The following is a 24,663-nucleotide window of genomic DNA, read 5'->3' on the forward strand; positions in this document are numbered from 1 at the left end:
GGGCGGCGACTGCACCTACCGGCGGGGACGACGTGGTCCCCGGCAGCCTAACGACCCAGCTCAGCCGAGCTTGCGGTGGTCCCTGGAGATCTGCTCCAGCAGGTCCTCCAGCGGCTCGCCGCGCACGGCCAGCCGCTCCAGCCTGCCGAACAGCGCGAGGTACTCCCGCACGTCGTGCGGGTCGGTGATGGTGGCGTTGCCGGTCAGCACGCTCAACGTCACGACCCGCTCGTCGTAGACCTGGAAGCCGTGCAGCGCCACCATGCTGACGTCCGCCGTCCACGGCACCACGCCGAGCTGCACGTTCGGTCTGCGCATGATCTGCGCGAGGTGGTCGATCTGCTCGCACATGAGGTCCGCCGACCCCATCCGCCACCGCAGCGCGCTCTCGGCGAGCAGGAACACGAACCGCTTGCCGACGTCATCCATCCGGGCACGGCGACTGCGCAGCGTGGCGATCGCGGTGTCCTGTTCGTGCGCCGGGGTCGCGTTCAGCACCACCCGCAGGTAGTTCTCGCTCTGCAATAAAGCCGGAACCCCGGCGTTCTGGAAAAAGCGGCTCGTGGTCGCTCGGGCCTCTATTCGCGCCACGGTCTGCTGGTGCCGGTGCGCTCCCCGGTGCAGCACCACCCGACGGGTCTCCGCCTCGGCGTGCAACTGACGCGCCAACTCGACCAGTTCGACTCGGGTCTCCCTGGTCGCGGACAGCTCCGCGACCAGGCGCTCCACGTCGGTCACGGACGGGAGGAGCATGCCGTTCTCGATCTTCGACAGCTTCGATTGGCTCATCCCGGTCGCCCGCGCGGTGGCCGTGCCGGTCATCTTGGCCTCCGTGCGCAGCCTGCGTAACTCGCGCGAGAGCCGTTCTCGGGCCAGCCGCGAACGCTCAGGTGCGGTCATGAAACGCACGTTATCGATGACCGAACGCCGTGACGATCGGCCACACAGGGAATACCGGGCGTTCAGCGGGGTCACCGTGGTGATCCATCGCACGCTCACGGTACGTATCCGGGTTGCACGACCGGGTGCACGTGCAGGTGGCCGTGCGCCGGGGGCGCCCACCCGTGGGCGGGCACCCCCGGTCAGTCCTGTTCGGCCCACGCCTCCGACAGCAGCCGGCGGGTCTCCCCGAGCAGCTGGGGCAGGACCTTGGTGTGGCCGATCACCGGCATGAAGTTCGCGTCGCCGCCCCAGCGCGGCACCACGTGCTGGTGCAGGTGCGCGGCGATGCCCGCGCCCGCCACGACGCCCTGGTTCATGCCGATGTTGAACCCGTGCGGGCTCGCCACGGCGCGGACCACCCGCATGGCGCGCTGGGTGAACCGGGCGAACTCCACCGTCTCGGCGGGCTCCAGGTCGGTGTAGTCGGGCACGTGCCGGTAGGGCAGCACCATCAGGTGGCCGGGGTTGTACGGGTACAGGTTGAGCACCGCGAACACCGACTCGCCGCGCGCCAGGATCAGACCATCGGCGTCGTCGAGCCCGATCACCCGGCAGAACGGGCAGCCCTCCGGTTCGTCGCCGTCCGCCTTGCCCTCGCCGCGCACGTACGAGAGGCGGTGCGGGGTCCACAGCCGCTGGAGCGCGTCGTGGACCCCGACCCCGTCCTGCTCCTCGTACCGCGGCGTCACCGGACGAGTTCCGCCGTGGGCGAGGCGTTCTCGCGGCGCGCGACCCAGTCGACGATCGCCTCGACCGCCCGCTCCACCGGCACGCCGTTGACCTGCGTGCCGTCGCGGAACCGGAACGACACCGCGCCCGACTCGACGTCCTTGCCGCCCGCGAGCAGCATGAACGGCACCTTCTGCGTGGTGTGGTTGCGGATCTTCTTCTGCATCCGGTCGTCGGAGGCGTCCACCTCGACGCGGATCTTGTGCTCCCGCAGCGCCGCCGCCACCTGCCGGAGGTGCGGCACGTGCTCGTCGGCGATCGGGATGCCGACCACCTGCACCGGCGCGAGCCACGCCGGGAACGCGCCCGCGTAGTGCTCGGTGAGCACGCCGAAGAACCGCTCGATGGACCCGAACAGCGCCCGGTGGATCATGATGGGCCGCTGCCGCGAGCCGTCCGGCGCGGTGTACTCCAGCTCGAACCGCCTCGGCTGGTTGAAGTCGAGCTGGATGGTCGACATCTGCCACGACCGGCCGATGGCGTCCTTGGCCTGCACCGAGATCTTCGGGCCGTAGTAGGCCGCGCCACCGGGGTCGGGGACCAGTTCCAGCCCGGAGTCCTCGGCGGCCTGCCGCAGCGTCTCGGTGGCCTCCTCCCACTCCTCCGGGTCACCGATGAACTTCGGCGAGTCGTCCCGAGTGGACAGCTCCAGGTAGAAGTCGCTCAGGCCGTAGTCGGCGAGCAGGTCGAGCACGAACTTCAGCAGCGACCGCAGCTCGCCCGGCATCTGCTCCTTGGTGCAGTAGATGTGCGAGTCGTCCATCGTCAAGCCGCGCACGCGGGTGAGGCCGTGCACCACGCCGGACTTCTCGTACCGGTAGACCGTGCCGAACTCGAACAGGCGCAGCGGCAGCTCGCGGTAGGACCGCCCGCGCGACCTGAAGATCAGGTTGTGCATCGGGCAGTTCATGGCCTTGAGGTAGTAGTCCTCGCCCTCGAACTCGATGGGCGGGAACATCGTGTCGGCGTAGTAGGGCAGGTGGCCCGACGTGTGGAACAGGCCGCTCTTGGTGATGTGCGGCGTGTTGACGAACTCGTAGTCGGACTCCTCGTGCCTGCGGCGCGAGTAGTTCTCCAGCTCCCGGCGGACGATGCCGCCCTTGGGGTGGAACACGGCCAGGCCGGAGCCCAGCTCGTCCGGGAAGCTGAACAGGTCCAGCTCGACGCCGAGCTTGCGGTGGTCGCGGCGCTCGGCCTCGGCCAGCAGCTCCAGGTGGGCGTCCAGCGCCTCCGGCGACTCCCACGCCGTGCCGTAGACGCGCTGGAGCTGCGGGTTGTTCTCGTTGCCGCGCCAGTACGCGGCGGCCACGCGGGTGAGCTTGAACGCCGGGATGTGCTTGGTCGTGGGCACGTGCGGGCCGCGGCACAGGTCGCCCCAGACGCGCTCGCCGGTGCGCGGGTCGAGGTTGTCGTAGATCGTCAGCTCGCCGGCGCCGACCTCCATCACCTCGGAGGTGTCCACGTCGGACTTGAGGTCGACGAGTTCGAGCTTGAACGGCTCGTCCGCGAGCTCGCGCTTGGCGGCGTCGACGGACTCCACCACGCGGCGGTCGAACCGCTGCGCGCCCTTGATGATCTGCTTCATGCGCTTCTCCAGCGCCTGGAGGTCCTCGGGCGTGAACGGCTTGTCGACCTGGAAGTCGTAGTAGAACCCGTCCTTGACCGGCGGGCCGATGCCCAGCTTGGCCTCGGGGAACTGCTGCTGCACGGCCTGGGCCAGCACGTGCGCGGCGGAGTGGCGGATCACGGCGCGGCCGTCCGGCGTGTCGGCGGCCACCGGCTCCACCTCGACGTCCACCGACGGGGCCCACGACAGGTCGCGCAGGTTCCCCTCCGCGTCGCGGACCACCACGACGGCGTCCGGCCCCTTGCCCGGCAGCCCCGCCTCCCGGACCGCCGTGCCCGCGGTGGTCCCGGCCGGCACCACCACGCGCGGTGGGGCGGGTGCGGCTGCGGGGCGCGGTTGGGACACGATGACTCCTCGGGTAGGTGGTACGGGTACCCGCGATGTTATCGGTGCTCATCGACCGGATATTCGGCGACACGGCCGCACCCGACCCCGTCGCGCACGTGAGAGCGCTCCCACCTGGTCGGGGTCCCGCCCGACGGCCGCCGCCCGCCCCCAGGGGCGCAATCGTGCGGAAGTGATCCATACGCGGCGGGGCGCCCACCCGGAAGCACGTCGCGAATCGCGCATTACCCACGCTTCGCGACCCATCGACCGCGAATTGGCATCCCCCGTCCAGCGGAATAACGCCGCCCGCAACCGACGGCATGATCACCACCATGACCACGGCAAAGCACGTCCGGCACCTGGCCGGCCATCAGCGTCGCCCCAACACGAACCTCGCCGGACCGGGCACCGACCACGTCATCCGGGAATCCCGGCGGGCGGCCGCAAGAGCGGTTGCGTGTTCCGCGACGGCACGGTCGAGGTGAAGCTCGACGGCACCGGATTCACCCTCGGCACGTTCACCCACGAGAACTTCCCGATCCAGGCGGTGCCCCGGTCGCAGTTCGACGTCGACCTTTCCCGCCCGGCGCGGTGCTCCAGCCGGGACAGCGCATCCGCGTCCACACCGACCAGGCCACCCGGAGTACGGCGGTCTCTCCTGCGGCAGCAAGCGCCCGGTCCGGAGCGACCGGGGCGACACCGCGAAATTGCGGGACACCAACGGCGACCTGGTATCGAAGCCCGGTTACGGGAAAGCCGCCCAGCCGACCCCCTGGGAATCGTCCGAAAAAACCGGACCGGCGTGCCGCGATGCGGCGCGCCGGTCTTCGGCGTGGCGCGAATCCCCACCGCGAATCCCCACCGGGGAATACACAGCGGGGAATTCACAGCGGGGAATTCACAGCGGTGTCACGTACGCGCCCGAGATGCCGCCGTCCACCAGGAAGTTCGACGCGGTGATGAACGACGAGTCGTCACTGGCCAGGAACGCCACCGCCGCCGCGATCTCCTCCGCCCGCGCGAACCGGCCCATCGGCACGTGCACCAGCCGCCGCGCCGCCCGTTCCGGGTCCTTCGCGAACAGCTCGCGCAGCAGCGGCGTGTCGACCGGCCCGGGTGACAGGGCGTTGACCCGCACGCCCTCCCGCGCGAACTGCACGCCCAGTTCGCGGCTCAGCGCCAGCACGCCGCCCTTCGAGGCGGTGTAGGAGATCTGCGAGGTGGCCGCGCCCATCGTGGCGACGAACGACGCCGTGTTGACCACCGAGCCCCGGCCCTGGCGCAGCATGTGCGGGATGACGTGCTTGCAGCACAGGTACACCGAGGTGAGGTTGACCCGCTGCACCCGCTCCCACGCCTCGATGCCGGTGGTGAGGATCGAGTCGTCCTCGGGCGGCGAGATGCCCGCGTTGTTGAACGCGACGTCGACCGAGCCGAAGGCGTCCACGGTCGTCCGGTACAGCTCGACGACCTGCTCCTCGTCGGTGACGTCCACGTGCGCGAACAGCCCGTCCACGGCGTCGGCCGCGGCCTTGCCCGCCACGGCGTCGACGTCGGCGACGACGACCCGCGCGCCCTCGTCCGCGAGCCGGCGCGCGGTGGCCAGGCCGATGCCGCTGCCGCCGCCGGTGACGACCGCCACCCGGCCTTCCAGTCGCTGTCCCATGTCGTTTCCCATCACCCGTGCCGGTGGATCAGTGCGCGATGAAGACGTTCTTGGTCTCGGTGAACGAGTCCGGCGCGTCCGGGCCCAGCTCGCGGCCCAGGCCGGACTGCTTGAACCCGCCGAACGGCGTCCAGTAGCGCACCGAGGAGTGCGAGTTGACCGACAGGTTCCCCGCCTCCACCGCGCGCGACACGCGCAGCGCCCGCCCCACGTCGCGGGTCCAGATCGAGCCGGACAGCCCGTACTCGCCCGCGTTGGCCAGCCGCACGGCGTCGTCCTCGTCGGTGAACGGCAGCACCACGACCACCGGGCCGAAGATCTCGTCCACGGCCGCCGGGTCGGTCGGCGACACGGGCGCGAGCACCGTCGGCGGGAACCAGAAGCCGGGACCGGGCGGCGCGGAGCCGCGGAACGCCACCGGCGCGTCGGCCGGCACGTAGGAGGAGACCTTGGCGAGGTGGGCGGCGGAGATCAGCGGACCCATCGCGGTCGCCTCGTCGCCCGGCGGTCCCACGACGACGCCCCGCACCGCCGGTTCCAGCAGCGCCATGAACCGGTCGTACACCGACGCCTGGACGAGGATGCGCGACCGGGCGCAGCAGTCCTGGCCGGCGTTGTCGAACGCGCCGTCGGGCGCGGTGGCGGCGGCGCGCTCCAGGTCGGCGTCCGCGAACACGATGTTGGCCGACTTGCCGCCCAGCTCCAGCGTGACGCGCTTGACCTGCTCCGCGCAGCCCGCCATGACCTCCTTGCCCACCCGCGTGGAGCCGGTGAACACCACCTTGCGCACCGCCGGGTGGGTCACGAACCGCCGCCCCACCACGGGTCCGGCGCCGGGCAGCACCTGGAACACGCCCTCGGGCAGGCCGGCGTCGAGGGCCAGTTCCGCGAGCCGCAGCGCGGTCAGCGGCGTCAGCTCGGCGGGCTTGAGCACCACCGCGTTGCCCGCCGCGAGCGCGGGCGCGAAGCCCCAGCCGGCGATCGGCATCGGGAAGTTCCACGGCACGATCACGCCGACCACGCCCAGCGGCTCCTGGAACGTCACGTCGAGCCCGCCAGGCACGGGTATCTGCCGCCCGAACAGGCGTTCCGGCGCGGCCGAGTAGTAGTGCAGCACGTCGCGGACGTTGCCCGCCTCCCACCGCGCGTTGCCGATGGTGTGCCCCGCGTTGAGCACCTCCAGCGCCGCCAGCTCCTCCAGCGCGCCGTCGACGGCGTCGGCGAACCGGCGCAGCAGCCGGGCCCGGTCGCCCGGCGCGACGGCCCGCCACGCCGGGAACGCGGCCCGCGCGCGGTCGATCGCCGCGTCGGTCTCCTCCAGCGAGGCGAGCGCGACGGTGCGCACCTTCTCGGCCGTCGCCGGGTCGATCACGTCGAAGGTGGTCATCGCGCCCCCTTCCGCGCCGCGGCGACGAGCGCGGCGAACAGGCGGTCCTCGCGGGCGGCCTCCGGGTGCGACTGGACGCCGAGCGCGAACCGCAGGCCCTGCGCCTCGACGGCCTCCGCGACGCCGTCCGGCGCGGTGGCGACCACCGCCAGGCCGTCGCCGAGGCGGTCCAGCGCCTGGTGGTGGTGGCACAGCACGGACAGCGACGGGCCGACGATCCCGGCGAGCGCGCTGCCCGCGCGCACCGCGACGTCCACCTTCTCGTACACCGCCGGTGTCACCTGGTGCCCCTCGACGTGCTGGCGCAGGGTGCCGCCGAGCACCACGTTGAGCACCTGCGCGCCCCGGCACACGGCCAGCAGCGGCAGGTCGAGGTCGAGCGCCGCGCGCGCCAGCGCCAGCTCCGCGTCGTCGCGCTCGGGGTTCGCCGGGCCGGTGCGCGGGTCGCGCGCCGCGCCGTACCGGGCCGGGTCGACGTCGTTGCCGCCGGTGAGCACCAGGCCGTCCAGGAAGCCGATCGCGCGGGCGTCCCACTCGCCCTGCGGCGGCAGCAGGACGGGGTTGCCGCCCGCTCGCGCCACCGCGTCGACGTAGTCGCGGTGCAGCACCGCCGCGGGCACGTCCCACACGCCGAACCTGGTGCGCTCCAGGTAGGTGCTGAGGCCGATCAGCGGCCTAGAGCCGTTCGAAACCACGGACCCGCTCCCAGTCGGTGACCACCGAGTCGTACGCGGCCAGCTCCACCCTGGCCGCGTTGAGGTAGTGGCGCACCACGTCGTCGCCGAACGCGTGGTGGGCGATCTCGCTGCGCGCGAACAGCGACGCCGCGTCGCGCAGCGTCGTCGGCACGGTGGCGCGGCCGGAGGCGTAGGCGTTGCCGACGAACTCGTCCTCCAGCCGGAGGTCGTTCTCCAGGCCGTGCAGGCCCGCCGCGATCAGCGCCGCCACCGCCAGGTACGGGTTCACGTCGCCGCCGGGCACCCGGTTCTCGAACCGCAGCGACGGCCCGTGCCCGACGACGCGCAGCGCGCACGTGCGGTTGTCCCGGCCCCACGCCACGGTCGTCGGCGCGAAGCTGCCCTCGACGAACCGCTTGTAGGAGTTGACGTTCGGCGCGAGGAAGTAGGTCAGCTCGCGCAGCCCGGCGAGCTGGCCGGCCAGGAAGGACCGCATCAGCGGCGACATGCCCGACGCCTCGGCGAACACCGGCTCGCCGTCGGCGGAGCGCAGGCTCAGGTGGATGTGGCACGAGTTGCCCTCGCGCTCGTTGTACTTCGCCATGAACGTCAGGGATTTCCCGTGCTGCGCCGCGATCTCCTTCGCGCCCGTCTTGTAGACGCTGTGGTTGTCGCACGTGACGAGCGCTTCCTTGTACCGGAACGCGATCTCGTGCTGGCCGGGGTTGCACTCGCCCTTGGCGGACTCGACCTCCAGGCCCGCGCCCGCCATGTGGTTGCGGATGTCGCGCAGCAGCGGCTCGACGCGCCCGGTGCCCAGCAACGAGTAGTCGACGTTGTACTGGTTGGCCGGGGTGAGGTCGCGGTAGCCCCGGTTCCAGGCGTCCTCGTAGGTGTTGTCGAAGACGATGAACTCCAGCTCCGTGCCGACGTGCGCCCGCAGCCCCCGCTCGGCCAGGCGGTCGAGCTGGCGGCGCAGGATCTGGCGCGGCGAGGCGGCCACCGGTTGCCCGTCCTCCCACTCGATGTCGCACATCACCAGGGCGGTGCCGGGGTGCCACGGCAGGCGGCGCAGCGTCGACAGGTCGGGCTTCATCACGAAGTCGCCGTACCCCGTGTCCCACGACGACATCGCGTAGCCGTCGACGGTGTTCATGTCCGCGTCCACCGCGAGGAGGTAGTTGCAGCCCTCGGCGGCGTGCTCCAGGACCTCGCCGAGGAAGTACCGCGCGGCGCAGCGCTTGCCCTGGAGGCGGCCCTGCATGTCGACGATCGCCACCAGGACCGTGTCGACCTCCCCGGTGTCCACCAGCTCGCGCAGCCTGTCGACGGTGAGCATCCCGCAGTGCCTCCAGAGGTCGGTCGGCGAGCCGTTGGGCGCCCGCCATCCTGACACCGCCGCGTGACCGCCGCCACCCTCTCCCGCGCCCGCACCGTCGGCGTTACGCTCGGTCGGACGGTGCGCACCGGAGGGGGACCGCGTGGCCGCGACTCGGGGAGGTTTGCCCGCGCCGAGCCTGGAGCCCAACCCGCTGGGCCACCAGGCGACGCCGATCTTCGCGCGGGCCGTGTTCCACACGGCCGTCGGCAGCGGCCTGCTCGTGGTGGTCGTGACCGTGCTGTTCGGGCTCACCGTGCCGCCGCTGTCGCTCGCCGGGCTCGGGCTGGGGAGCACCTGGGTGATGCTCGCGTGCGCGGTGGCCGCGCGGGTCGTCCGGGACCTCCTCGCCAACGGCAACAACCTGTTCGTGATCGCCGCGCCGCTGGGCTGGTCCGCCGTGCTCCTCGGCGTGCTGGGCGCGGGCTGCGTCGGGCTGGTGCTGCGCTCGGCGCTGCTGGCGCACCCGCACGAGGGGGGCGTCCTGGAGGGCCGGTTCCGCTGGGTCGACGCCGCGATGCTCGCCGTGGTGCCGGTGTGCGGGTGGTTGTTCGTGCGGGCGGGCGTGCTGTTCGCGCGGTCGAGGCGGTACCTGGTGCGCACCGTGCGGTCGCCGGACGACCTCCGCGGCACGGCGTACAGCCTGTACCTGCGGACCTTCGGCGACGACGACCGCCTGGCGAACCCACGGCCCTTCGCACCGGTGCAGCGGCTGCTGCGCGGCACGCTGGTCACCGAGCTGCCCGAGGAGGTCCACCTGGTCGACGCGCTGGCCGGGGGCGAGCACCCGATCGTGGCGGTCGGCCGGCCGGGCGAGCCGACGCCGCAGATCGGCGCGCCGCGCCTGCACCTGCCCGACGACTGGCAGCCGCCGGTCCGCGACCTGATCCGCGGCGCGCGGCACGTCGTGCTGACGCTCGGCTGGGGCCGGGGCGCGCTGTGGGAGCTGGGCGAGGCGATGCGCCTGCTCCCGCCGGAACGGCTCATCCTCGTGGTGGCCATGAGCCGCAGCGAGTACGGGCGCTTCCGGGACCGGGCGGCGGTCGCGCTCGCGGCGCACGCCCGCAGGCACCCGCGCGAGGACGGCGCGGACTGGACGCCGCCGCGGCTGCCCGCCTGGGGCGGCGCGGGCGAGCTGCGGTCCCCGATCCAGGCGCTGATCCACTTCGGGCCGGGCTGGGCGGGCGCGTACGAGCCGGTGCGCCGCTACTCCCCCGTGCACAACTCGCTGCGGGTCGCGCTCATGGTCGCCGCGCGGCCCGCGCTCCGCCGCCTCGGTCACCCGCCGCGCGGCGTGTTCCGGTTGCTGCCCGGTTGACACGCGGGCGACCGCGCGCCACTCTCGACCACCCCTCGCGCGAGCGCCGCCGACCCACCGGGAGCGCACATGGCCGAGCACGTCGACTACGAGCAGGTCGGCCGCGAGTACCTGGAGCGCAGGCAGCTCAAGCGCGGCGCGGCGGGCTGGGTGCTGCTCGCGGGGCTCGGGGTCTCGTACGTGGTCTCCGGCGAGTTCGCCGGGTGGAACTTCGGGCTCGCGCAGGGCGGCTGGGGCGGCCTGCTGGTCGCGACCGCCCTGATGGCGACCATGTACACGGGCATGGCGCTCGGCCTGGCCGAGCTGGCCGCGGCGCTGCCCGTCGCGGGCGCGGGGTACGGGTTCGCCCGCCGCGCGCTCGGCCCGCTGGGCGGGTTCGCGACCGGCGTCGCGATCCTCGTCGAGTATGCCATCGCGCCCGCCGCCATCGCCGTGTTCATCGGCGGGTACGTCGAGGCGCTCGGCCTGTTCGGGCTGACCAACTCGTGGCCGGTGCACCTGGCGTGCTTCGCCCTCTTCGTCGGCGTGCACCTGTACGGGGTGGGCGAGGCGCTGCGGCTGATGTTCGTGATCACCGCCGTTGCGGTGGCGGCGCTGGTCGCGTTCGTCGTCGGCATGATCCCGAGGTTCGACGCCGACAAGCTGTTCGACCTCGCCGGGCACGGCGGCTTCCTGCCGTTCGGCGTCGCCGGCGTGCTGGGCGCGCTGGTGTACGCGATCTGGTTCTTCCTCGCCGTGGAGGGCGTGCCGCTGGCCGCCGAGGAGGCGCGGGACCCCGCGCGCGACATGCCGCGCGGCATCCTCGGCGCGATGGCGGTGCTGCTGCTGCTCGCCGGCGCGATCGTGGTGCTCGCGCCCGGCGGTGCGGGCTCCGAGGCGTTGCGGGCGTCCGACCACCCGCTGCCCGACGCCGTGCGCGCGGCCTACGGCGGCGACACGCCGCTGGCGCTGGTCGTCAACTACGTCGGCCTGGCCGGGTTGGTGGCGAGCTTCTTCTCGATCATCTTCGCGTACTCGCGGCAGCTGTTCGCGCTGTCGCGGGCGGGGTACCTGCCGCGGGCGCTGTCGCGGACGGGTCGGCGCAGGACGCCGTACCTGGCGCTGATCGTGCCGGGCGCGATCGGGTTCGCGCTGGCGGCCGTGACGCGCGACGGGGCGCTGCTGATCAACGTCGCGGTGTTCGGCGCGGCGCTGTCGTACGTGCTGATGATGGTGTCGCACATCGTGCTGCGCGTGCGCGAGCCCGAGCTGGCGCGGCCCTACCGGACGCCGGGCGGCGTGGTGACGACCGGTGTCGCGCTGGTGCTCGCGGTGCTGGCGGTGGTGGCGACCTTCGTCGTGGACGAGCTGGCCGCGGGGATCACGGCGGGCATCGTCGTGGTGGCGCTCGCGTACTTCTGGTTCCACAGCAGGCACCACCTGGTCGCCGCCGCGCCCGAGGAGGAGTTCGCGGCCATCGCGCGGGCGGAGCGGGAACTGGGCTGAGGCCGGCCCGCTCGGCGGTGCCGGCGCGGCCGGCGGGACGCGGCGGCGCGGTCGGGCGGCTCTGCGCGTGATCGGCCGGTCAGGCGGCGCGGTCGGCCGGCAGACGGCGCGGCCGGTCGGTCGGGCGGCGCGGCCGGTCGGTCGGTCGGGCGGGCGGCGCGGCCGAGCGGCGGTCGCCGGGTGGTGGGCTCGCCGTCACCCACCGCGACCACCTCCGGCGGAGGTTGTGCCCGCGGGTGGCGGCCCTGGCAGGATCGGGGCGTGAGTGACATTCAACGTGTTGGAGTGGTGGGGTCCGGGCTGATGGGCTCCGGCATCGCCGAGGTCTGCGCGCGCGCCGGCCTGGACGTGCTGGTGGCCGAGGTCGACCTGGACGCCACCGAGGCCGCGAAGGGGCGGATCGCCTCGTCGTTGGGCAAGGGTGTGCGCAGCGGCAAGCTGACCGCCGAGGACCGGGACGCCGCACTGGAGCGCCTCCGGTTCACCACCGACCTCGCCGACTTCGCCGACCGGAACCTGGTCGTCGAGGCCGTCGCGGAGAACGAGCAGGTCAAGACGGACGTCTTCACCGCGCTGGACAAGGTCGTCGAGGACCCGCGGGCGATCTTCGCCTCGAACACCTCCTCCATCCCGATCATGAAGCTGGGCATGGCGACCGGGCGGCCGGAGCAGGTCATCGGGGTGCACTTCTTCAACCCCGTGCCGGTGCTGAAGCTGGTCGAGCTGGTGCCCTCGCTGCTGACCGGCGAGCGGACGCGGGCCCGCGCCGAGGAGTTCGTGACCGGCGTCCTGCACAAGCAGGTCATCCGGTCGCAGGACCGGGCGGGTTTCGTGGTCAACGCCCTGCTGATCCCCTACCTGCTGTCGGCGATCCGGATGCTGGAGTCCGGGTTCGCGAGCGCGGAGGACATCGACAACGGCATGGTGCTGGGCTGCGCGCACCCGATGGGCCCGCTGCGCCTGGCCGACCTGATCGGCCTGGACACCACCAAGGCGATCGCCGAGTCGATGTACGAGGAGTTCAAGGAGCCGCTGTACTCGCCGCCGCCGCTGCTGCTGCGCATGGTCGACGCGGGGCTGCTGGGCAAGAAGAGCGGTCGCGGGTTCCACGACTACTCGTCCTGACGCGGCGCGGGTCTCCGCCGTCGCACGGAGACCCGCTCCCGTCACGCGTGCGCGCCGTCCACCGGGGTGTCGTAGACGGCGAACCGGAAGTACACGCCGACGTCCGGCCGTTGGGAGGCCGTGCGGAAGCTCATCAGCTCGTGCAGCCCGGTGGTGGTTTCGAGCGGGCGCGGCGCCAGGGCCCGCGCGACGTCGAGGTACTGCCGGTGGTCGATGCCGAACCGGCGCATCACCGACGTGATGCGCGCGGCGGCGTCCGCGTCGGACTCCACCTCCCCGGCCAGTCGCAGGTAGACGTTCGCCTCCTCCGGCGCCGACCGCCCCGACCGGAACGCCAGGCACGTCATGGGCTCGTTGGCGGGCAGCGCGGGCGAGCCGTGCACGTCCCGGTAGGCGGGTCCCGCCAGCACCGGGTCGTGGGTGCGCGCCAGCGACGCCACGCGGTCCAGGTCGACCCGCCCGGTGTGCCGGAAGTAGACCTTCACCCGCGCCTCCGGGCGGTCCGCCAGGTCGAGCGCGACGAACTCGAGCTGGTGGCCCTCCGCCGCCAGGTCGCGGTACCCGGCGGCGACGACGTCCCACGCGCGCGACAGCCCCAGGCGGGCCATCGTCTCGCGCATCACCTCGGGCACCGCGCGCCGCCCGTGCGCCTGCGGGTTCAGGTAGACCTTGTAGCACGGCGGCTCACCCGCCCGGACGGCCAGCGAGTGCCACACCGTCGGCCGGAACGGCAGCGGGTCCTCCACGACGTAGAGGTCCTCGATCGCGAGGTACCGCGCCAGCGAGACGCCCGGCCGCCCGGCCAGCGAGCGGGTCAGCGCCCGGCCGGCGTCCTGCGCGGCCCGCGCCGTCGGCACCGCGCCCAGCGATTCGAACAGCACCCGCAGTTCGGGCACACCGCCGCGCCAGCTCACCGAGATCTCCAACGGGAATCCGTCGCGGGAAACGAAGGACGGGTATTCCCGGACGTCGCCGATCCGCTGATCCGCCCAGTCCCCGAGCACCGCGTCGAGTTCTCCGAGCGACGCCGCTAACCGCCCACCGGTGAAACGCAACGCGGTACCCGCGGCGAGCCATTTGTCGCGCACGAAGTCTCGATAGGTCGACTGCGCTGCGCCGAACAGGGCCTCACGACGTGAGGCCGGGGCCACAGCGGTGGAACTGGACACTAGGCACCTCCGGGCGCAAGGCTTACCCGGTGAACAGGGTGCACGCAATGGAGGATCGCGTTGGCGGCCGAGATCACACGTCCGGGTGACTGGACACGCAGCGTGACGGAATTGAGCCGAAAGGGTGGCCGTTCTTGTGGCTGAATTCCTCTCCAGTCAATACCCCGAACGTATGGTTCACGATCACACCTGCGTGATCGGCGCGGGCATCTCCGGGCTCGCGGTCGCCGGAACGCTTCGCTCGCGCAACCTCCCCGTGACCGTACTGGAGCGGTCCGACGGCGTCGGCGGGCTCTGGCGCTACCCCGATCCGCCCGTGCCCGGCCCGGCCTACCGCTCGCTGCACCTGAACACCTCGGCCCGGCTCACCGGCTACGGCGACTTCCCGATGCCCGCTGACTTCCCGCGCTACCCGCGGCACGACCAAGTGGCCGACTACCTGCGCCGTTACGCGGATCACAAGGGCGTCACCGGGCACGTCGAGCTGGGCGCCGAGGTCGAGTCGCTCGTCCGCGAGGACGACGGCACGTGGCTGGTGACCACCCGTCACCACGACGGCGCCCGACGCCGCAGGCGGTTCGGGCACGTGGTGGTCGCGAGCGGCCACCACTGGTCGCCGCGCCTGCCCTCGCTCCCGGGTGATGAGACGTTCCCCGGTCGCAGAACGCACTCGTTCGACTACTCCGATCCGGCGACGCACGCGGGCCGGAAGGTGGTCGTGATCGGGTTCGGCAACTCCGCCGCGGACCTCGCGGTCGAATTGTCGCGGGTCGCGGAAAAAACCGTGCTGGTGCAGCGCCGGGGTGTGCACGTGGTGCCCAAAACGATGCTGGGAATACCCATCGACGAGATCGCGTCCGCACCCTGGTGGGCCCGGATGACCTTCCCGGAACAGCGCCGGTTGATCGAGGCCCTGTTGCGGATCATGCGCGGCAGGCTGACCGACTACGGGCTGGCGGAACCGGACCACCGCATCTTCGGCGGACCGCTCACCATATCCGACGAACTGCTCAGCCGCATCAACCACGGCGCGCTGGAGGTGCGGCCCGCGATCGACCGGATCGTGAACTCCACCTTGCATTTCGTCGACGGGAGCACGACGGAGGCGGACGACCTGGTCTACTGCACGGGCTACCGCATCGAATTCCCGTTCCTGCCGTTCGAATGGGTGTTCGAACCCGGCGGTCAGGTGGCGCTGTACCAGCGGGTGGTGTCGCTGACCGCGCCCGACCTGTACTTCGCGGGCCTGATCCGGCCGTTCGGCGCGATCACCCGACTGGTGGAGGCCCAGGCCGAGTGGATCGCCGACCTGGTCGAGGGCGTCGCGGAGCTGCCGCCGGCGCGGGCGATGCGCCGCGAGGTCGACGCGCACCTCGCCGCGGCCAAGGCCCGCTACGGCCCTACGGCGGCCGACTCCGTCCAGGTGGACTTCGCCGCGTACCTGGCGGCGCTGCGCAGGCAACGCCGCTCGTCGGTGCTCACCACCCGCCGGGGGTGACCGCGCCCGCGGTCACCCGGCCGCGGGCGGTCACGCCATCGCGTCCAGCCGGTCCATCGTGTGCTGGATCAGGCTGACCAGGACGGACTTGGACGACTCGCGGTCCCGCGCGTCGCACAGCACGAGCGGGATCGCCTCGTCCACGTCCAAGGCGCGGCGCACCTCGGCCACCTCGTAGGTGTGCGCGCCCTCGAAGCAGTTCACCGCGATGATGAACGGTATGCCGCGCCGCTCGAAGAAGTCGATCGACGGGAAGCTGGAGTCCAGCCGGCGGGTGTCGACCAGGATCACCGCGCCGATCGCGCCGTAGGCCAGTTCGTCCCACATGAACCAGAAGCGGTTCTGGCCGGGCGTGCCGAACAGGTACAGCACCACCTCGGGGTTGATCGTGATGCGGCCGAAGTCGAGGGCGACCGTGGTGGTCTCCTTCTGCTCCAGGCCCAGCACGTCGTCCACGCCCACGCCCGCTTCCGTGAGCAGCTCCTCGGTGTGCAGCGGTGGTATCTCGCTGACCGAGTTGACCAGCGTCGTCTTGCCGGTGCCGAACCCGCCGGCGACGACGATCTTGACTGGGGTGGGGACCAGCAGTTCCCCGCCCGGCCGCTCAGATTCCACGGACACCATCCAGCACTGCCTGCAACAGGTTCCGGTCCGGCACTTGCGGGACACGGGAGGGGTCTCGGATCACGACGTCACCGCGCTGGATGAGGTCGCTCAGCAGCACCTTGACGACCACCAGGGGCACGTCCAGGTACGCGGCGACCTCGGCCACCGACAGCGGGCGCCGGCACAGCTCCATGATCTCAAGGTGCTCGACGGACAGCGCGTCCGGGTCCGCGGGCGACGGCATCGCCCGCACCTGGGTGACCAGGTGCAGCTCCGGGCGCAGCGGACGGGTCCGGCCGCGCACCATCGCGTACGGGCGGACCAGCGGACCCGCGGCCTCGTCGTACCACCAGTCCTCGCGCCCGGCCATCAGGACGACCTGCGGGCCGCGGGCAAGGCCGACGACGTGCCGCGCGGCGCGGACGACAGGTACGTGCCCACGCGCTTGACCAGCATGTTCATCTCGTACGCGATCATCCCCATGTCGGAGTCCTCTTCGCCCAGGACGGCGAGGCACGCGCCGTGGCCCGCCGCGGTGACGAAGAGGTAGGCGTGCTCCATCTCGACGATGGTCTGGCGCACCGCGCCGCCGCCGAAGTGCCGCCCGGTGCCGCGGGCGAGGCTCTGGAACGCCGACGCCATCGCCGACAGGTGGTCGGAGTCGTCCTTGGACAGTCCGGGTGAGCGACCGAGCAGCAGACCGTCCGCGGACAGCACCACCGCGTGCCGAGCACCCACCACGCGGCCGACCAGGTCCTCCAACAACCAGTTGAGTTCGTTGTGCTGGCTGGTCATGTCGTTCATCGCCGTTGCCTTTCCGGTTTCCAGTCGTCCGGCCACTGCTGGTCAGGGTTCGAGCGCGTCGTCCGAGCGGCGGGCCTCAAGGGTGCCCCGCTGGAACGCCGACAGGCCGTCGCGGACCCGGTCGGCGGACTGCTCGGCGTCGACCTCGGCGAGCGGTTCGGGCGAGGGGTGGAAATCGTTGCGCACCAACTGCGGCGCGAGGTTCTGCTGCCGCTTGCGGCGCGGCAGCTCCGGCCGGCCCGCGGTGCCGCCGGACGGCTCGTCGGCGGGCCACTCGGCGGTCCGCTTGCGCTGCGGCAGCTGGAGGTCGCCGCTGTGCTGCGGCAGGTCGGGGTCGTCGATCACTCGTCGGCCGTCCGCTGGAACGGGATGCTGGTTGGCCGCGGCCTCGGCCTGCGCCCAGAACCCCTCCAGCTCGCGGGAGGTGTCGGGAAACCTGGCGTCTCGCACTGAGTCGTCGCCCTGCTCCGGGATCACGGGGTCGTCGGGGAAGGGGCGGCGCGGCAGCTCGCGGGTCTCCGCGGGCTCCACGGCGCTGGTGGGGCCCGCGACGATAGCGGACGGGATCAACACCAAGGCGAGCGTGCCACCGTAGGGCGACTCGCGCAGCTCGACGTGGATGCCGCGCCGGGCCGCCAGCCGGGCCACCACGAACAGGCCGAGGCGGGACTCGCCGCGCAGCCGCATCGCGTCGAACTCCGGCGGGTCGGCCAGCATCGCGTTGTGCTGCTCGCGGTCGTCGGGGTTGATGCCCAGGCCGTGGTCCTCGATCTCGACCACGATGCCCTGCGGCACCTCGCTGGCGTGCACCTGGACCTGCGAGCGCGGCGAGGAGAACGCGGTCGCGTTGTCCACCAGCTCGGCCACCAGGTGGATGGTGTCGGCGACGGCCGCGCCCACCAGCGCCGTCTCCGGCACCGGGTTCACCTTGACGCGGACGTACTGCTCGGTCTCGGCGACGGCGGCGCGCAGCACGTCCAGCAGGCGCACCGGCTTCCGCCACTGCCGTCCGGGCTGCTCGCCCGCGAGGATGATCAGGTTCTCGGCGTTGCGGCGGGCGCGGGTGGCCAGGTGGTCGAGCTGGAACAGCGCGTCGAGCTGCTCGGGGTTCTCCTCCTCGCGCTCCAGCTTGTCCAGGATCTTGAGCTGGCGGTGCACGAGGCCCTGGTTGCGGTGGGCGATGTCGAGGAAGACCCGGTTCACGCCCTCGCGCGCCTGGCTCTCCTTCACCGCGGCGGCGACGGCGGTGTACTGGGCGGCGTTGAACGCGTCGGCCACCTGGCCGATCTCGTCGCTGCCGTAGTCCAGCGGCGGCACCTCCACCTCGACGTCGACGTGCTTGCCCTCGCGCAGCCGGTCGACGATGTCGGGCAGCCGCTCGTGGGCCAGCGCGAGCGAGTCCTTCCGCAGGGCCGCGAGGCGGGTGATCAGCGCGCGGTTGACCAGCCGGTTGGAGATGCGGACGGCGAACACGATGCCGCCGAGCACGACCACCAGGGCGACCAGCGCGCCGATGAGGACGGTGACGAACCGGTTGTTGCCGCGCTCCAGGCCGACGTCGGCCGCCTTCGACGCCTGGGCGGTCGCGAGGTCCACCAGGCGCTCGGACACCGGGCGCGACACCGCCTGCCACTCGTCCAGGGCGACCTCGGGGTCGGCGGCCGAGACCAGCGAGTCCTCCAGGCCGGTGAGCCTGCGCCAGTTGTCCGACTCCGTCAGGGCGCGGTGCTCGCGCCGGACCTCGTCGTAGGCGAACGGCGTGGTGGTGTTCAGCTGCGCGTGGTAGGAGCCGATCAGGTGGACGAACTCCAGCCGGTCCTCGGGGCGGGCCGTGTCGGAGGTCAGCGCGCCGGCGACGACCGAGGACGCGCGCGACATCCAGTCGGCGGCGCGGAACAGGTCGGTGGCCGTGAGACCGCCCTGCGAGGCCACCGCGTCCGGCACGACGCGCGCCTGCGTGCCGAACAGCGCCGTGCCCGCGTCGACCACGCTGTTGTAGTACTGGTAGATCCCGTTCTTGTCCACCTTGCCGGACTCGACACCGGCGCGGCGCTGCGGTAGTTCACCCAACAGGGCGTTCAACTCGCCGATCTTGGCGTTCACCTCGTCCGGCGCGCTGCCCGAGACCTCGGCGAACGCCTTCTTCATCGCGGCGGTCGTGTCGTCCACGACGCGCTGCTGCTGGTGCAGCTCGCCGAGGTCCGGTCCCTGCCTGCTCAGCGCCGTCATGGAGAGCTGGCGCTCCCGCTGGATGGCGACGAAGGCGTTGATCGCGGGGATGGAGGCGTCCTTGACGCTGACCGCCACGGCGCGGGTGTAGAAGCCGTCGAACACCGTGTAGGAGGAGAACGCCAACCACATCACCAGCAGGACCACGCTCGGCACCACCACCACGCCGGTGAGCCGTGAGCGGATCGTCTTCTGGTTCGTCTCCGCCTTGTTCTTCTGCTTCACAGCGCTCCGCAGCCTCGTGAACTAGTCCGCCTCGTCAGGCGCAGCACAAGGGGCGCTGCCTCCTCTTCACCCGACCGGCCACGGAACGGTAACACCAGATGATCATCATTACGAAGAGACAGCGATCACTTGCGCGGCGCGTCGCCGAGGTTACCCAGTCGAGTGAGGCGACCGACAGGGGGCCGATGTGAACATTGGGCTCATCGGCCCCCTCGCTTTCACCTGTTGGGAACCGCGATCACGCGGTACGGCGTAGTCGGGGTGGGCGGCGTGCCGAACCGGGCGTTGGGCAGGTAGAGCCGGTCACCGAACGCAGCGACCGTGGTGGGCACGTCGAACCGCTCGTCGGTGATCGTGGTCACCGGCTTTCCGCTGGTGCCGGCGCGGTTCAGGGCGAACACGGCCACCCTGTTCAAGGCGTTCTGGACGACGTAGAGCGTGCGCCCGCGCACCAGCAGCCCGTCACCGGCGGTGAGCGCCTGGCCTCCGAGGTCGACCGTGGCGGCCACCCCGTCGTCACCGACGCGGAACAGCTTGCCGGTGCTGCTCTGCACGACGAGCAGGGCTTTCCGATCGGGCGTCGGCGCGATGCCGTTCGAGTTGAACGAGTCGGGAACGAGAACGAAATCGCCGGTCAGCGGGATCGTCGTGGCGGTGTCGGGCAACTCGCCGCGCCGGCCGAACGCGATCTTGTAGAGGACGGCCTTGCTGGAATCCGTGAAGTAGGCGGCGTCGTCGGTCAGCGCGACGTCGTTGACGAAGGCGCCGGGCCCGCCGAATTCGTACGACTTGAGCACCGCGCCATTCCGGGCGTCCACGACGCGGGCGTTCCCGGCGTTCCCGCCCGCGACGAACAGCCGGTCGCGGCGGTCGACCTTGAGCCCGACCGAGGGCGTGCCGGGCCCCTGGCTGATCACCGCGCTCCGGCCGGTGCGCAGGTCGAGGCGCAGGATGTCGCCGTCGGCCAGCGAGCCGAGGTAGGCGGTGGGCTCGTCGCCGATGGCGATCCCCTCGGGGCGGAAGCCGTCGGGCAGCGGCAACTCGGTCGGGTACCGGTGATGCGCGCCCTCGGCGGTGGCGGGCGCGGCGGTGACGAGCGAGAGCCCGACGACCACCGCGGCCAGCGCACCGGACATGCGAGACATGACCACTCCTTACGGTTGTCCGTTTCGCGAGTCTTCCGCAGCACCCCGGCCGCGGGTAGCGCCGATCGGCACCGGCGATGCGCCCGATCCGGTCCTCGTCACCAGCCAGTCGAGACGGTCGCGCCCGCTTCGGACGCTCCTCTCGGACACCCCGCCGGCGGAGTCCCACGTCCCTGCCGCAGCGTCCGCCCGAACCTCGGCAGTGGTCCTGTGCGCCGGAGAGGTCACGGGCATCGGCGGGATTCAGGGCCCCGGGTGATAGCGCCGATGGCGACGGCGAGACGAACTGTCCGGCGACGAGGGCGAGATCCAGCGGCCCGAGGTCGGCGACATCGCCTTCCGCGCGGCAGCCCACCGGTGGGGTCGGGCAGGCACCGGCCCGACCCGGCTCAGGGATCACCGGTCCGGCGGCTCGCACCGCCGCTGCCACGACGTTCGAGCCGGCCACTTGACCGTCGCTTAATTCCTCTCGACTGGGAATTACCTGAACAGTCCGAGCCCGTTCGGGTGAAACCGATGTGCGGCACGCGTGGTGCCGTACCGTGTGCGGGCAATCTAACCATTCTTACACCGTAACAAGAGCGTGCCCGGCTCGGCGGCAACCAAGCCGGGCACTATGCGAATGGGGCGTCACCTCAACACTGGCTCAAACCAGTGTGTGCACCAGGTTGTCATCCCCATCGCATGGAATCGGAGCCCACCTCGCAATTCGCGTGGTGGGCACCAGTCGGGTCGACCGACGCGGCGGCCGCGCCGGCAGGCGTGGCCGCCCCCAAGACGACCATCACCGTGTAGACGGCCCCTACGACGGTCCGGGCAAGTGCTCGGCTCCGCCGGGCGTCGGTGCTTCCCTGTGTTCTTGGGTTACTCATAGTGACAGATCAAACAGCATGGCCTTGGTCAGCTTGCTAGCCCCCCACTACAAGTGACGGCACCGCACCGGCCAGGTGAGTGGATCACCCCTGAGTGAGAGGGCGCAAGCCGCACAATGGCGGAACACCCGGTCGCAGTAGTTCAAGAACCTCGAACAGGTGAAGAATCGCCCACGGTTCCCTCCACCCGACCGGGTGGCACTTCAGGCTCGCTGTACTCGGTCAACTGTGCGGATATTCCGAATGCACGGGAATCACCCAGCGCAGCGTACAGGTCGTGCGCGATCTCCCAGTACCGCTTGGCGTCCAGGTGGGCACCTTGGCGCCACCGGACCTGCGCCAGCACGTCGGCGGCGGACGCCTGGCGGCGTGCGTCACGGGCGGTTTCCGCCAACTCCACCGCGCGTACGGCGTAGAAGCCGGCCTTCCTCAAGTCGCCAAGATCGCGGTGCACAGCCGCCAGGGTGACGCACACCTGCGATTCCAAGCCGATCTCACGCACTTGGCGCAGTTCCAGGGAAGCGCGGTGCCCGATGCCGAGCGCACCGTAGTGATCCCCTTGCTGATGATGTGCGGCCGCCATCGACGCCAGCGTGGCAGCGGCACCGGCACGGTCACCGATCCGCTCGCGCAGCGACCACGCCAGGTTCAGTTGGGCGATCGCCTCACCCAGCCGATCGCTGAGGCGCATCGCCTCGCCCATGCGGTGCAGCACCCCGGCTTCGGTGTCCAGGTCTTTCTCGGCGCGCGCGATGGCCAACGCGCGCTCGAACATCTCGAACGCCGGTATCGTGTCACCGGTCATGGCGCGCCGCTCGGCCATGTTCCGCAGCGCGACCGCCACGCCGATGCGATCGTCGATCTCCGACGAGATCGTGTAGGCGGCGCGGTAGCAGCGGTCGGCTTCCTCGTGCTCGTTGAACCGCGACAAGGCGAACCCGAGGTTGGCCAGCGAGCCGGCCTCGCCGAACCGGTCCCCGGCCGACCTGGCCGCCTCCACCGCCGCACGCAGCCCGTGCACGACCTCGTCCCGGAAGCCCAGTCGCATCAGGACCTCCTGCGCGTTCGTCAGCCGCCACAGGTGCTCGTCGAACCCGTTCGCCGCCGCGTACTGGCAGACCGCGCTCAACTCGCCGCGCTCGCGGACACACCAGTCCATCGCGGACTCGGCGTCGTCGAACACCAGCGGCGTCACGCCGGCCGACAGCTCCAACATCGGCACGCTCTCCCGGTGCGCGTAGATCCGGCGGTCGGCGTTGTTCGACGTGTGCAGGAACCAGTCGAGCATCCGCCGCGTGGCCAGGTCGCGCCCGTCCTCCTCCTCGTCCCGGTCGACACACTCGGCGGCGAAGTCCCGCAACAGGTCGTGCAGCGCGTACCGGTCGCCCTCCCGAGCCTCCAGCAGCCTCGCCCAGACCAACGACTGCAGTTGGTCGTGCACCTCCTCCGCGCGCAGGCCCACCAACGCGGCGGCCACACCCGTCGGGATGGCGAGTCCGGGGTACAGCCCCAGCAAGCGGAACAGCCGACGCACCGCAGGATCCAACGCCCGGTACGAGCAGTCGAAGACCGCGCGCACGGAGAGCATCGCCCGCCCACCGTTGATCTCCAGGCCGAGGATCGCTCGGCTCGCGCGCAACCGGTCGACGAAGTCCCGCAGCGGCTTGTGCGGCTGGGCGGCGACGTACTCACCGATGATCCCCAGGGCCAGCGGCAGGCCGGCGGCCAAGGAGGCCAGGTGGTCCACCGCCTCAGGCTCGCGGGCGGCGCGGAGGCCCAGCCGGTCGCGCAGCCAGCCGGCGGCGAGCGAGCGGTCGAACGGCGGGACGGTGAAGCAGCGGGCGCCGTGGTGCAGGGTCAGCTCACTGAGCCGAACCCGGCTCGTCACGACGACGACCGAACTCGAGACGAGCGGGAGCAGCCCTTCGACGTGCGCCGCGTCCGCCGCGTTGTCCAGGACCAGCAGCAGTTGCCTCGTGGACAGCAGATCGCGGAGCTTGGCCCTCCTCACCTCGGTGGTGGGCAGGCTGTCGATCGACACCCGCAGCGCTTCCAGGAGGCCGGTGACCACCTCTTCCCCGGTGACCGAGGGACCGTCGCCGAACCCGTTCAAGTTGACGAACCAGAAACCGTTCGGGAACCGGTCACGCACGCGGTGCGCCCAGTGCACCGCGAGCGTTGTCTTGCCCACACCCGGCAGGCCGTCCAACGCGATGAGACGGGGCTTGGGCCGGTCGGTGAGCAATCCGTCCAGCTCGGCCAGCAGGTCGGCGTGCCCTGCGAAGTCGTCGATGTCATAGGGCAGGTGGCGTGGTGGGACAACAACGTCGCCGGTGCGCGGTGGCACCGGCTCATGTTCCGGGCCCGCGAGGAGGCTGTCGTGGAACCGGCGCAGTTCGTCGGCACGTTCCGGGTCGTCCGCGGCCTTCGCCCGCCCGTAGAAGTCGAACAGGTACTGCACCGCCTCCTCCTTGCGGCGCAACGCGTACAACGCCTGCAACCGCCGTTTGGCGAGCAGCACGTCGGTGTCGTGATCGATCTGGGCGACCTTGACGAGGCGGAGCATGTCCTCGTACTCGCCCAACTGGTACAGGCCGTATAGCAACGCGTCGTTGGCCGAAAGCCACTCGTCCCGGATGACGACCCGGCGCCAGTTCGCCGCGCGATCGGTGTCCAGGTCCGCCAGCGGGTCACCGTCCCACCACTCCAGCGCCGACGCGACCAGCTCGCAAGCGTTCTCGTGGTCGCCCGCTTTGCCGAGTCGTCGCGCGGTTCGCACCGTGCGCTGGAAGGCGTGGAAGTCGACCGCAGCCGGGTCGACTTCGAAACGGTATCCGCCGACCTCGGTCCTGAGCTGTCCGGGCAGTTCGAACCGTTTCAACGCGGCCCGTATTCGTGCGGTATAGGTGGACAATGTCGCGGCCGGGTCGCGCGGCGACTTGCCGTCGGCCCACACCCATTCCGCCAAAGTGCGGACGGGTACCGCTCGACCGATGTTCAGGAGCAGCACCGCCAGCACACCGCGATCTTTCGGCGCACCCCACACGTCGGTGAAGCCATCCGGTCTCAGCACCTGGGTGTGGCCGAGGATCTTGTAGTGTATGCCCACCAGCGCCACCCCCTCACCGATCTCGATGATGACCCGAGTGTGCCGTACGCACGGGGGCGTTATCAGCGTTTCGACATTTTCTGATATCTCGCTGTGACACCAGGTGGTCCGGTCGGCCTAACAGCGTGCTGAAGGCGCTTTGAAAGGTCGACCCGGTCACTATTCCGTCCCATCACGCAACATATCGGCGAACCCCCTGGAAAACGATCACGAACAGCCTTTCGAGCTGGGTATTCAGCACACCGTCCGGCTGCTGAACGGGAATCGACAGAAGGTCCGTCGACCCTGGAATCGGTCGCCGCGCGGGACGGGCCCGGTGCGGTGGTACGGAGGACTCGATGGACA

General features: G+C 71.3%; 18 protein-coding genes. 4 read left to right on the top strand and 14 right to left on the bottom strand.

What is annotated here, in order from left to right:
* Positions 1 to 60: 60 nt before the first annotated feature.
* From C8E97_RS23505 to C8E97_RS23540, 7 genes are all read right to left on the bottom strand, one after another.
* On the bottom strand, positions 61 to 900 hold the full coding sequence (locus C8E97_RS23505) for a helix-turn-helix domain-containing protein (RefSeq protein ID WP_121007659.1): 840 nt from the start codon (positions 898 to 900) through the stop codon (positions 61 to 63).
* 182 nt (positions 901 to 1,082) lie between these two features.
* The gene (locus C8E97_RS23510) at positions 1,083 to 1,631 is read right to left on the bottom strand and encodes an HIT family protein (RefSeq protein ID WP_121007660.1); all 549 of its coding nucleotides are present in this window, start codon (positions 1,629 to 1,631) and stop codon (positions 1,083 to 1,085) included.
* On the bottom strand, positions 1,628 to 3,643 hold the full coding sequence (gene thrS / locus C8E97_RS23515; RefSeq protein WP_121007661.1) for a threonine--tRNA ligase: 2,016 nt from the start codon (positions 3,641 to 3,643) through the stop codon (positions 1,628 to 1,630). Before thrS ends, C8E97_RS23510 begins: the two co-directional genes overlap by 4 nt.
* An 880-nt stretch (positions 3,644 to 4,523) precedes the next feature.
* Positions 4,524 to 5,291 carry a 3-oxoacyl-ACP reductase gene (locus C8E97_RS23525; protein WP_121007663.1) on the bottom strand — a complete coding sequence of 256 codons (768 nt, stop codon included), beginning with the start codon at positions 5,289 to 5,291 and terminating at the stop codon, positions 4,524 to 4,526.
* 28 nt (positions 5,292 to 5,319) lie between these two features.
* Positions 5,320 to 6,678 (bottom strand): aldehyde dehydrogenase family protein, encoded by a 1,359-nt coding sequence (locus tag C8E97_RS23530; RefSeq protein WP_121007664.1) that lies wholly within the window; start codon positions 6,676 to 6,678, stop codon positions 5,320 to 5,322.
* Positions 6,675 to 7,373 (bottom strand): gamma-glutamyl-gamma-aminobutyrate hydrolase family protein, encoded by a 699-nt coding sequence (locus C8E97_RS23535; RefSeq protein WP_211347118.1) that lies wholly within the window; start codon positions 7,371 to 7,373, stop codon positions 6,675 to 6,677. Before C8E97_RS23535 ends, C8E97_RS23530 begins: the two co-directional genes overlap by 4 nt.
* Positions 7,354 to 8,694 (bottom strand): glutamine synthetase family protein, encoded by a 1,341-nt coding sequence (locus C8E97_RS23540; protein WP_121007665.1) that lies wholly within the window; start codon positions 8,692 to 8,694, stop codon positions 7,354 to 7,356. Before C8E97_RS23540 ends, C8E97_RS23535 begins: the two co-directional genes overlap by 20 nt.
* Positions 8,695 to 8,857: 163 nt before the next feature.
* Here C8E97_RS23540 and C8E97_RS23545 point away from each other — a divergent pair, with 163 nt between their 5' ends.
* From C8E97_RS23545 to C8E97_RS23555, 3 genes are all read left to right on the top strand, one after another.
* On the top strand, positions 8,858 to 10,051 hold the full coding sequence (locus C8E97_RS23545) for a hypothetical protein (RefSeq protein WP_121007666.1): 1,194 nt from the start codon (positions 8,858 to 8,860) through the stop codon (positions 10,049 to 10,051).
* A gap of 69 nt (positions 10,052 to 10,120) precedes the next feature.
* Positions 10,121 to 11,536, top strand: coding sequence for an ethanolamine permease (gene eat / locus C8E97_RS23550; protein ID WP_121007667.1), 1,416 nt, complete (start codon positions 10,121 to 10,123; stop codon positions 11,534 to 11,536).
* Between the two features lie 261 nt (positions 11,537 to 11,797).
* Positions 11,798 to 12,661 carry a 3-hydroxybutyryl-CoA dehydrogenase gene (locus C8E97_RS23555; RefSeq protein WP_121007668.1) on the top strand — a complete coding sequence of 288 codons (864 nt, stop codon included), beginning with the start codon at positions 11,798 to 11,800 and terminating at the stop codon, positions 12,659 to 12,661.
* A gap of 41 nt (positions 12,662 to 12,702) precedes the next feature.
* Here the strand turns inward: C8E97_RS23555 and C8E97_RS23560 are convergent, their stop codons facing one another.
* Complete coding sequence (locus C8E97_RS23560) at positions 12,703 to 13,749, bottom strand: tryptophan dimethylallyltransferase family protein (protein ID WP_246019100.1); 1,047 nt, start codon at positions 13,747 to 13,749, stop codon at positions 12,703 to 12,705.
* Positions 13,750 to 14,002: 253 nt separating this feature from the next.
* On the opposite strand from C8E97_RS23560, the gene C8E97_RS23565 reads away from it, so the two are divergent.
* A complete protein-coding gene (locus C8E97_RS23565) occupies positions 14,003 to 15,328 on the top strand; it encodes a flavin-containing monooxygenase (protein ID WP_170211972.1) in 1,326 nt (441 codons plus the stop codon).
* A 30-nt stretch (positions 15,329 to 15,358) separates the two neighbouring features.
* Here the strand turns inward: C8E97_RS23565 and C8E97_RS23570 are convergent, their stop codons facing one another.
* From C8E97_RS23570 to C8E97_RS23595, 6 genes are all read right to left on the bottom strand, one after another.
* A complete protein-coding gene (locus C8E97_RS23570) occupies positions 15,359 to 15,952 on the bottom strand; it encodes a GTP-binding protein (RefSeq protein WP_121007671.1) in 594 nt (197 codons plus the stop codon).
* Positions 15,933 to 16,304: a DUF742 domain-containing protein gene (locus C8E97_RS23575; protein ID WP_121007672.1), complete on the bottom strand. Its 372-nt coding sequence runs from the start codon at positions 16,302 to 16,304 to the stop codon at positions 15,933 to 15,935. Before C8E97_RS23575 ends, C8E97_RS23570 begins: the two co-directional genes overlap by 20 nt.
* Positions 16,304 to 16,738, bottom strand: coding sequence for a roadblock/LC7 domain-containing protein (locus C8E97_RS23580; RefSeq protein WP_184688314.1), 435 nt, complete (start codon positions 16,736 to 16,738; stop codon positions 16,304 to 16,306). Before C8E97_RS23580 ends, C8E97_RS23575 begins: the two co-directional genes overlap by 1 nt.
* 42 nt (positions 16,739 to 16,780) lie before the next feature.
* A complete protein-coding gene (locus C8E97_RS23585; protein WP_121007673.1) occupies positions 16,781 to 19,192 on the bottom strand; it encodes a sensor histidine kinase in 2,412 nt (803 codons plus the stop codon).
* Positions 19,193 to 19,410: 218 nt separating this feature from the next.
* The gene (locus tag C8E97_RS23590) at positions 19,411 to 20,337 is read right to left on the bottom strand and encodes an SMP-30/gluconolactonase/LRE family protein (protein WP_121007674.1); all 927 of its coding nucleotides are present in this window, start codon (positions 20,335 to 20,337) and stop codon (positions 19,411 to 19,413) included.
* 1,014 nt (positions 20,338 to 21,351) lie between these two features.
* Entirely contained in the window at positions 21,352 to 24,318 is a 2,967-nt protein-coding gene (locus tag C8E97_RS23595; RefSeq protein WP_147455210.1) for an AfsR/SARP family transcriptional regulator, read from the bottom strand.
* Positions 24,319 to 24,663 lie beyond the last annotated feature (345 nt).

This window comes from Saccharothrix australiensis (assembly GCF_003634935.1).
In the GTDB taxonomy this organism is placed as follows: Bacteria; Actinomycetota; Actinomycetes; order Mycobacteriales; family Pseudonocardiaceae; genus Actinosynnema; species Actinosynnema australiense.

What these genes read in the sequence shown, in the direction of transcription:
- C8E97_RS23530 (WP_121007664.1), bottom strand. Translation starts at nt 6,678, where the DNA reads ATGACCACCTTCGACGTGATCGACCCGGCGACGGCCGAGAAGGTGCGC.
- C8E97_RS23525 (WP_121007663.1), bottom strand. Translation starts at nt 5,291, where the DNA reads ATGGGACAGCGACTGGAAGGCCGGGTGGCGGTCGTCACCGGCGGCGGC.
- C8E97_RS23575 (WP_121007672.1), bottom strand. Translation starts at nt 16,304, where the DNA reads ATGGCCGGGCGCGAGGACTGGTGGTACGACGAGGCCGCGGGTCCGCTG.
- C8E97_RS23540 (WP_121007665.1), bottom strand. Translation starts at nt 8,694, where the DNA reads ATGCTCACCGTCGACAGGCTGCGCGAGCTGGTGGACACCGGGGAGGTC.
- C8E97_RS23565 (WP_170211972.1), top strand. Translation starts at nt 14,003, where the DNA reads ATGGTTCACGATCACACCTGCGTGATCGGCGCGGGCATCTCCGGGCTC.
- eat (WP_121007667.1), top strand. Translation starts at nt 10,121, where the DNA reads ATGGCCGAGCACGTCGACTACGAGCAGGTCGGCCGCGAGTACCTGGAG.
- C8E97_RS23580 (WP_184688314.1), bottom strand. Translation starts at nt 16,738, where the DNA reads ATGAACGACATGACCAGCCAGCACAACGAACTCAACTGGTTGTTGGAG.
- C8E97_RS23590 (WP_121007674.1), bottom strand. Translation starts at nt 20,337, where the DNA reads ATGTCTCGCATGTCCGGTGCGCTGGCCGCGGTGGTCGTCGGGCTCTCG.
- C8E97_RS23570 (WP_121007671.1), bottom strand. Translation starts at nt 15,952, where the DNA reads ATGGTGTCCGTGGAATCTGAGCGGCCGGGCGGGGAACTGCTGGTCCCC.
- C8E97_RS23505 (WP_121007659.1), bottom strand. Translation starts at nt 900, where the DNA reads ATGACCGCACCTGAGCGTTCGCGGCTGGCCCGAGAACGGCTCTCGCGC.